The 7,100-nt window shown below is 35.6% G+C and carries 2 protein-coding genes; both read left to right on the forward strand.

Annotation, left to right across the window (positions count from 1 at the left end; all coding sequences use genetic code 11):
* Window positions 1-3,993: TIR domain-containing protein (locus F6K06_RS07605; RefSeq protein WP_287238930.1), on the forward strand; the 3,993-nt coding region annotated here is incomplete at its 5' end.
* 625 nt (window positions 3,994-4,618) lie between these two features.
* Window positions 4,619-7,100 (forward strand): toll/interleukin-1 receptor domain-containing protein (locus tag F6K06_RS07610; protein WP_287323201.1); only part of this gene is annotated, 2,482 nt, incomplete at its 3' end.

The following is a 7,100-nucleotide window of genomic DNA, read 5'->3' on the forward strand; positions in this document are numbered from 1 at the left end:
CAAAATGATATTCCTCTGGGAGTAGACTTTCAAAATCAAATTGATGATGGCATCATAAAAGCTGATAATTTTCTGTTTATTATTGCGCCTCATTCTATTAATTCTCCCTACTGTCTCAAAGAAATAGAATTAGCTATTAAATACAATAAACGAATTATTCCCCTGCTTCACGTCGAACAAATTACTTATGAAATTTGGCAACAACGAAATCAAAAAAAAACTTTAGAAGAATGGAAAATTTATCAAGAAAAAGGTAAGCATTCAAGTTTTCCTAATATGCACCCTGAAATTGGTAGAATTAATTGGGTTTATTTTCGGGAAAATCTTGATAATTTTGACAAAAGTTTAACTGACTTAATCGCATTATTTAATCGTCACCAAGATTATGTAAAACAACATACTAAGATTTTAGTTAAAGGTTTAGACTGGGAAAATAATCAAAAACAAACTCGTTACTTGTTAATTGGAAAAGAACGTCTACAAGCAGAACAATGGTTAAAGATTAAATTTACAGAAGAACAACCCCCTTGTATTCCTACAGATTTACATGGTGAATTTATCTGTGAAAGTGATAAAAATGCTAATAATTTAATGACTCAAGTTTTCTTGGCTTTTGCTGAAGCAAATAAAAGTATCATGGAGCAAATCAGGAAAAGTTTAATTAGAGAAGGAATTACTGTCTGGAGTTCTCATGCCGATATTAAAACTGGAAAAGATTTTCAAGTAGAAATTGAGCGGGGTATTGCCGGAGCGGATAATCTAATTTATTTATTGTCTCCTGAAGCCATAAAATCTGAATATTGTCAACAGGAATTAACTTATGCTTTGAGTCTGAATAAACGAATTATTCCTATATTAATTTCTCCCACAGATTTAACAGAAATTCCTGCCGAAATAAACAACTTACAATTTATTTATTTTACTCAATCAGAGTCAGAAGGAATAGATAAACTGCTCAAAGAATTAAAGTCAGAAGCTATTTATTATCAACGGCATAAAATTTTATTAGTCAAAGCTTTGAAATGGCTAGAACAAAATCGTAACCCTAGTATTTTATTACGGGGTTATAATCTCGAACAATATCAAAGTTGGTTAGAATTAGCTGGAAATAGAATGGCTAATTTACCCACAGATTTACAAACAGAATTTATTACTGAAAGTGCTAAACAACCACCTAATTTAGTTTTAGATGTTTTTGTTTCTTATTCCAGAGCAGATTCTGATTTTGCTAGACAGTTAAATGAGGCTTTACAAACTCAGGGAAAAACTACTTGGTTTGACCAGGAAAGTATTGCTACAGGCACAGATTTTCAACAGGAAATTAATCGCGGAATTGAACAGTCGGATAACTTCTTATTTATTATTTCCCCAGAGTCGGTAAATTCTCCCTATTGTGGAAATGAAGTAGAGTATGCCAAAAGTTTAAATAAACGTTTTGTGACGGTTTTGCATCGAAAAGTTGATAGTAAGGAGTTGCATCCAGAATTAGCAAAAGTGCAATGGTTAGATTTTCATCGGTATGGAGGAGAATTTTATGCTAACTTTAGCGAGTTAGTACGTTTTTTGGATACTGATAGAGATTATGTCAGAAACCATACAAAGTTGTCACAACAAGCATTGGACTGGGAGGAAAAAGCTAGTGAAGATTTATTGCTACGAGGAAGTGAACTGGCGATCGCTAAAAACTGGTTACAGGAAGCTCTTAACACTAACAAACAACCCCCACTCAACAAGTTGCAAAAGAAATTTATTGAAGCTAGTGACGACCTACATACTAGCATCCAACAAGCAAGAGCAAAACGCAGACAACTTGATATCACAACTGCTTGGGGAATTACAGTTGGTTCCCTGTTGGCAGTTATGATTAGCACTGGGTTGTGGCAAAATTCTAGACATGAGCATAAAAAAGCTCAACTTAATTTAGCACAGTCTCTTGCTCGCTCTTCCTCCTCTCTATTTGTCGGTAACAAAGAATTAGAAGCATCGATTGAAGTTATTAAAGCGGGGAAAAATTTGCAAAGATACAAGGTGAAAGACGCAGAAGTGATCGACGCATTGCAACAGTCTGTTTATAGTGGCAGTGAAAGCAACAGATTACAAGGACACAAAAATTCTATTCGCTCTCTGAGTTTTAGTCCAGATGGCAAAATATTGGCATCAGGCAGCGATGATAAACAGATTAAGCTTTGGAATATGGAAACGGGAGCAGAAATACGAACTTTCTCTGGACACGATCGCTCTGTTATTAGTGTTTGCTTTAGTGCGGATGGAAAAATTTTAGCATCGGCAGGAAAAGACAAGAAGATAAAACTTTGGGATGTAGCAACAGGCAAGGAAATTAACACCTTCACCGGACATACTGACTGGATAAATAGCATGAGTTTCAGTCAGGATGGTAAGATTTTAGTATCAGGGAGTAAGGATAATACGATTAAACTCTGGAATGTAGAGACAGGCAAAGAAATTGACACCCTTTTCGGGCATCAGGGTAGTGTAATTAGTATCAGTTTTAGTCCTGACGGTAAAACTTTAGCATCGGGAAGTAAAGACAAAACGATTAAGTTTTGGGATGTAGAGACAGGTAGAGAAATGTACACCCTCTTCGGACATAATGGTTTGGTGGGTAGCGTCCGTTTTAGTCCGGATGGCAAGATATTGGCAAGTGGCAGTTATGATAAAACGGTTAAACTTTGGGATTTAGAAACAGGTGAGGAAATTCGGACTTTGACAGGACATTTTAGTTCAATTATGAGTGTGAGTTTTAGTCCGAATGGTAAACATTTAGCGACTGGTAGCAAAGACCGAATAGTTAAGCTATGGGATATAGAAACAGGAAATGAAATTCGCTCTTTTTATGGTCACGATGCTTGGGCATTTCGGGTAAGTTTTAGTCCAGATGGCAAGATATTAGCATCGGGTAGTGGTGACAAAACCATCAGACTCTGGAATTTAGAAACGAGAAGGGAACTTAGTACACTTAAAGGACATGATGATTCGATTCAACATTTAAGTTTTCCTCTAGCTTCATCCCCTCAAATATATAAATCTGAGAAAGAGATGATATTTGTTTCTGGTGGCGCTGATAAAACTGTCAAGATATGGGATTTGAAGACTAAAACTCAAGATACTTTGAAGGGACATGATGACTCGGTAATGAAAATTAGTGTGAGTCCTGATGGCAAGACTATTGCTTCTGCTGGTGAAGATAGCACTATTATTTTATGGGATGTAGAAACAAAACAAGAGATTCATCGACTCAAAGGTCATACCGATGCAGTCAAGGCAATTAGTTTTAGTCCGGATGGCAACATCTTAGCTTCTGGCAGTAAAGATACTACTATCAAACTTTGGAATTGGATAACAAAAGAAGAAATAGGCAATTTAAAAGGTCACGAAAGCACGGTAATGACAATGAGTTTTAGTCCGGATGGCAAGACCTTAGCTTCTGGTAGTAAGGACAATATAATTAACCTCTGGAATATAGAAACAATGGAAAAAATGGAACCTCTCATAAACGACAATCAGAGTTCTAATTTTAGTGTCAGTTTCAGTCCTGATGGTAAAACCTTAGCTGCTGGAGGCGATCGCAATCTTGTTACTTTATGGGATGTGGAAAAAAGAGAAAAAGTTTTCACTTTCAAAGGTCATAGTAGTTCTATTAACAGCGTTAGTTTTAGTCCGGATGGTAAGATTTTAGCTTCTGGAAGTTCTGACAAAACAATTAAACTGTGGAACCCGAAACAGGGAAATTCTATTTTGACATTTCACGGACATGAAGACTCAGTTAATAGTGTTAGTTTTAGTCCGGATGGTAAAGTCTTAATATCTGGTAGTGATGATAAAACAATTAGACTTTGGGATGTAGAAAAACTAGATTTAGAGGTAGATTTAAACGACCTAATGCTCCGTAGTTGTAATTGGGTGAGTGGTTATTTACAGCATAATCCTTATGTGGAACAGGAGAATAGGAACTTGTGTGATCATATTGGTTAAATCAAAGTAGGTATTCAATAATTAACAATTAATAATTAATAATTAATAATTGCCTCTTCTGTAAGAGAAGGGTTGGTTAAAAGGAAATTTTTTCTTTTTTTATCCCTGAAATGAGAGGCTTTAAACCTGAGTTTTTCGGTAGCGGTTATATAGTAATATGAAATGATTTGTGAGAAAAAATTGTAGGGGTTTGGAGAACAAACCAAACGCCAAAATGGGATGGGGAAACCAAACCCCTACGTTCAATAATTAATAATTACCTCTTCTGTAATAGAAGAATTGACTAAAAGGATTTTTTTCTTCTCTTGGTCTCATGGATATGGCAAGGAGACCCGTTCTTACAGACCCGCTCCGCTGTTAGCGTTTGCGGTAGCAAACGCCATCCCATCCTACGGAATGATCCGCAAACGACCGCTTTTTCTCTTGAATATAGAAGGCTTTATACCTTAATTTTTCGGTAAATAAAATGTTAAATCTTGGTGTAGGAAAGCTTTGTGCTAGCAAAATCAGACGGCTCCTCTACCTGACTCCTAAAAAATCCCCTAGCTATTTGTAGCCAACATTTATCAAATTGATATTATATAATATATTTGCCTCCAAAACCTAATTACCAATCCATAAAACCATGTCAGAATATTACAATGCCTTCATCTCTTACGGACGTGCCGACAGTAAATCTTTTGCTACAAAACTCTATGAAAAACTCACAGAAAATGCTCTAAAAATCTGGTTTGATCAAAATGATATTCCTCTGGGAGTAGACTTTCAAAATCAAATTGATGATGGCATCATAAAAGCTGATAATTTTCTGTTTATTATTGCGCCTCATTCTATTAATTCTCCCTACTGTCTCAAAGAAATAGAATTAGCTATTAAATACAATAAACGAATTATTCCCCTGCTTCACGTCGAACAAATTACTTATGAAATTTGGCAACAACGAAATCAAAAAAAAACTTTAGAAGAATGGAAAATTTATCAAGAAAAAGGTAAGCATTCAAGTTTTCCTAATATGCACCCTGAAATTGGTAGAATTAATTGGGTTTATTTTCGGGAAAATCTTGATAATTTTGACAAAAGTTTAACTGACTTAATCGCATTATTTAATCGTCACCAAGATTATGTAAAACAACATACTAAGATTTTAGTTAAAGGTTTAGACTGGGAAAATAATCAAAAACAAACTCGTTACTTGTTAATTGGAAAAGAACGTCTACAAGCAGAACAATGGTTAAAGATTAAATTTACAGAAGAACAACCCCCTTGTATTCCTACAGATTTACATGGTGAATTTATCTGTGAAAGTGATAAAAATGCTAATAATTTAATGACTCAAGTTTTCTTGGCTTTTGCTGAAGCAAATAAAAGTATCATGGAGCAAATCAGGAAAAGTTTAATTAGAGAAGGAATTACTGTCTGGAGTTCTCATGCCGATATTAAAACTGGAAAAGATTTTCAAGTAGAAATTGAGCGGGGTATTGCCGGAGCGGATAATCTAATTTATTTATTGTCTCCTGAAGCCATAAAATCTGAATATTGTCAACAGGAATTAACTTATGCTTTGAGTCTGAATAAACGAATTATTCCTATATTAATTTCTCCCACAGATTTAACAGAAATTCCTGCCGAAATAAACAACTTACAATTTATTTATTTTACTCAATCAGAGTCAGAAGGAATAGATAAACTGCTCAAAGAATTAAAGTCAGAAGCTATTTATTATCAACGGCATAAAATTTTATTAGTCAAAGCTTTGAAATGGCTAGAACAAAATCGTAACCCTAGTATTTTATTACGGGGTTATAATCTCGAACAATATCAAAGTTGGTTAGAATTAGCTGGAAATAGAATGGCTAATTTACCCACAGATTTACAAACAGAATTTATTACTGAAAGTGCTAAACAACCACCTAATTTAGTTTTAGATGTTTTTGTTTCTTATTCCAGAGCAGATTCTGATTTTGCTAGACAGTTAAATGAGGCTTTACAAACTCAGGGAAAAACTACTTGGTTTGACCAGGAAAGTATTGCTACAGGCACAGATTTTCAACAGGAAATTAATCGCGGAATTGAACAGTCGGATAACTTCTTATTTATTATTTCCCCAGAGTCGGTAAATTCTCCCTATTGTGGAAATGAAGTCGAATATGCCAAAAGTTTAAATAAACGGTTTGTGACGGTTTTGCATCGAAAAGTTGATACTGCCAAATTACATCCAGAATTGGCCAAAGTGCAATGGTTAGATTTTCATCGGTATGGGGGAGACTTTTATGCTAACTTTAGCGAGTTGGTGCGGACGTTGGATACTGACAGGGAATATGTGCGGGAACATACGAAAATGTCGCATAAGGCGTTGGAGTGGGAAAAAGGGAATAAAAATGTTGATTTATTGTTTCAGGGGAGTGAATGTAACCGAGCTTACGAGTGGTTGGAGTTGTCACAAAAGTACAATCAGCAACCTGCTGTGACTGATAAAATCAAAGAATTTATTCTAAAAAGTAAGGAATTAGTAGAAAAGGAACAAAAACAAAAACAATGGCAGCGTCAACGAACAATTGTGGGAATGGCTGTATTTTCTCTGATAATTTCCCTACTTGCTGTCTGGTCAGAAATGCAACGACGCAAAGCAGTTATTGCTGAACAAAATGCCAATCTCAGAGCTGAAATATTGACATTAGACTCCCGTTTAAATTCTAGCCTAGAAGTACAGATGGATATACTCAAACTAGGTCGCAAATTACAACAGGTAAAGACAGCAACATCAGCTATTCAGTTTCAAGCTGCAGACTTACTGCGACAAACTTTTGATTTGTATAAAGAAATCAATAGGTTAGAGAGGCACAAAGGTCGTGTCAATGCTGTAGCATTTAGCCCCGATAGCAATTTGATTGCTTCGGGGAGTGAGGATAAGACGGTGAAACTGTGGAACACTGATGGCAATTTAGTTCAGACTTTATCGGGGCATGATCAGATTGTCACTGCTGTAGCATTTAGCCCCGATGGCAATTTGATTGCTTCAGGGAGTGGGGATAGGACGGTGAAACTGTGGAATACTGATGGCAATTTAATTCAGACTTTATCGGGGCACAAAGATCGTGTCTTGGCTG

It is taken from the genome of Okeania sp. SIO1H4, assembly GCF_010672695.1.
Lineage (GTDB): Bacteria > Cyanobacteriota > Cyanobacteriia > Cyanobacteriales > Microcoleaceae > Okeania > Okeania hirsuta.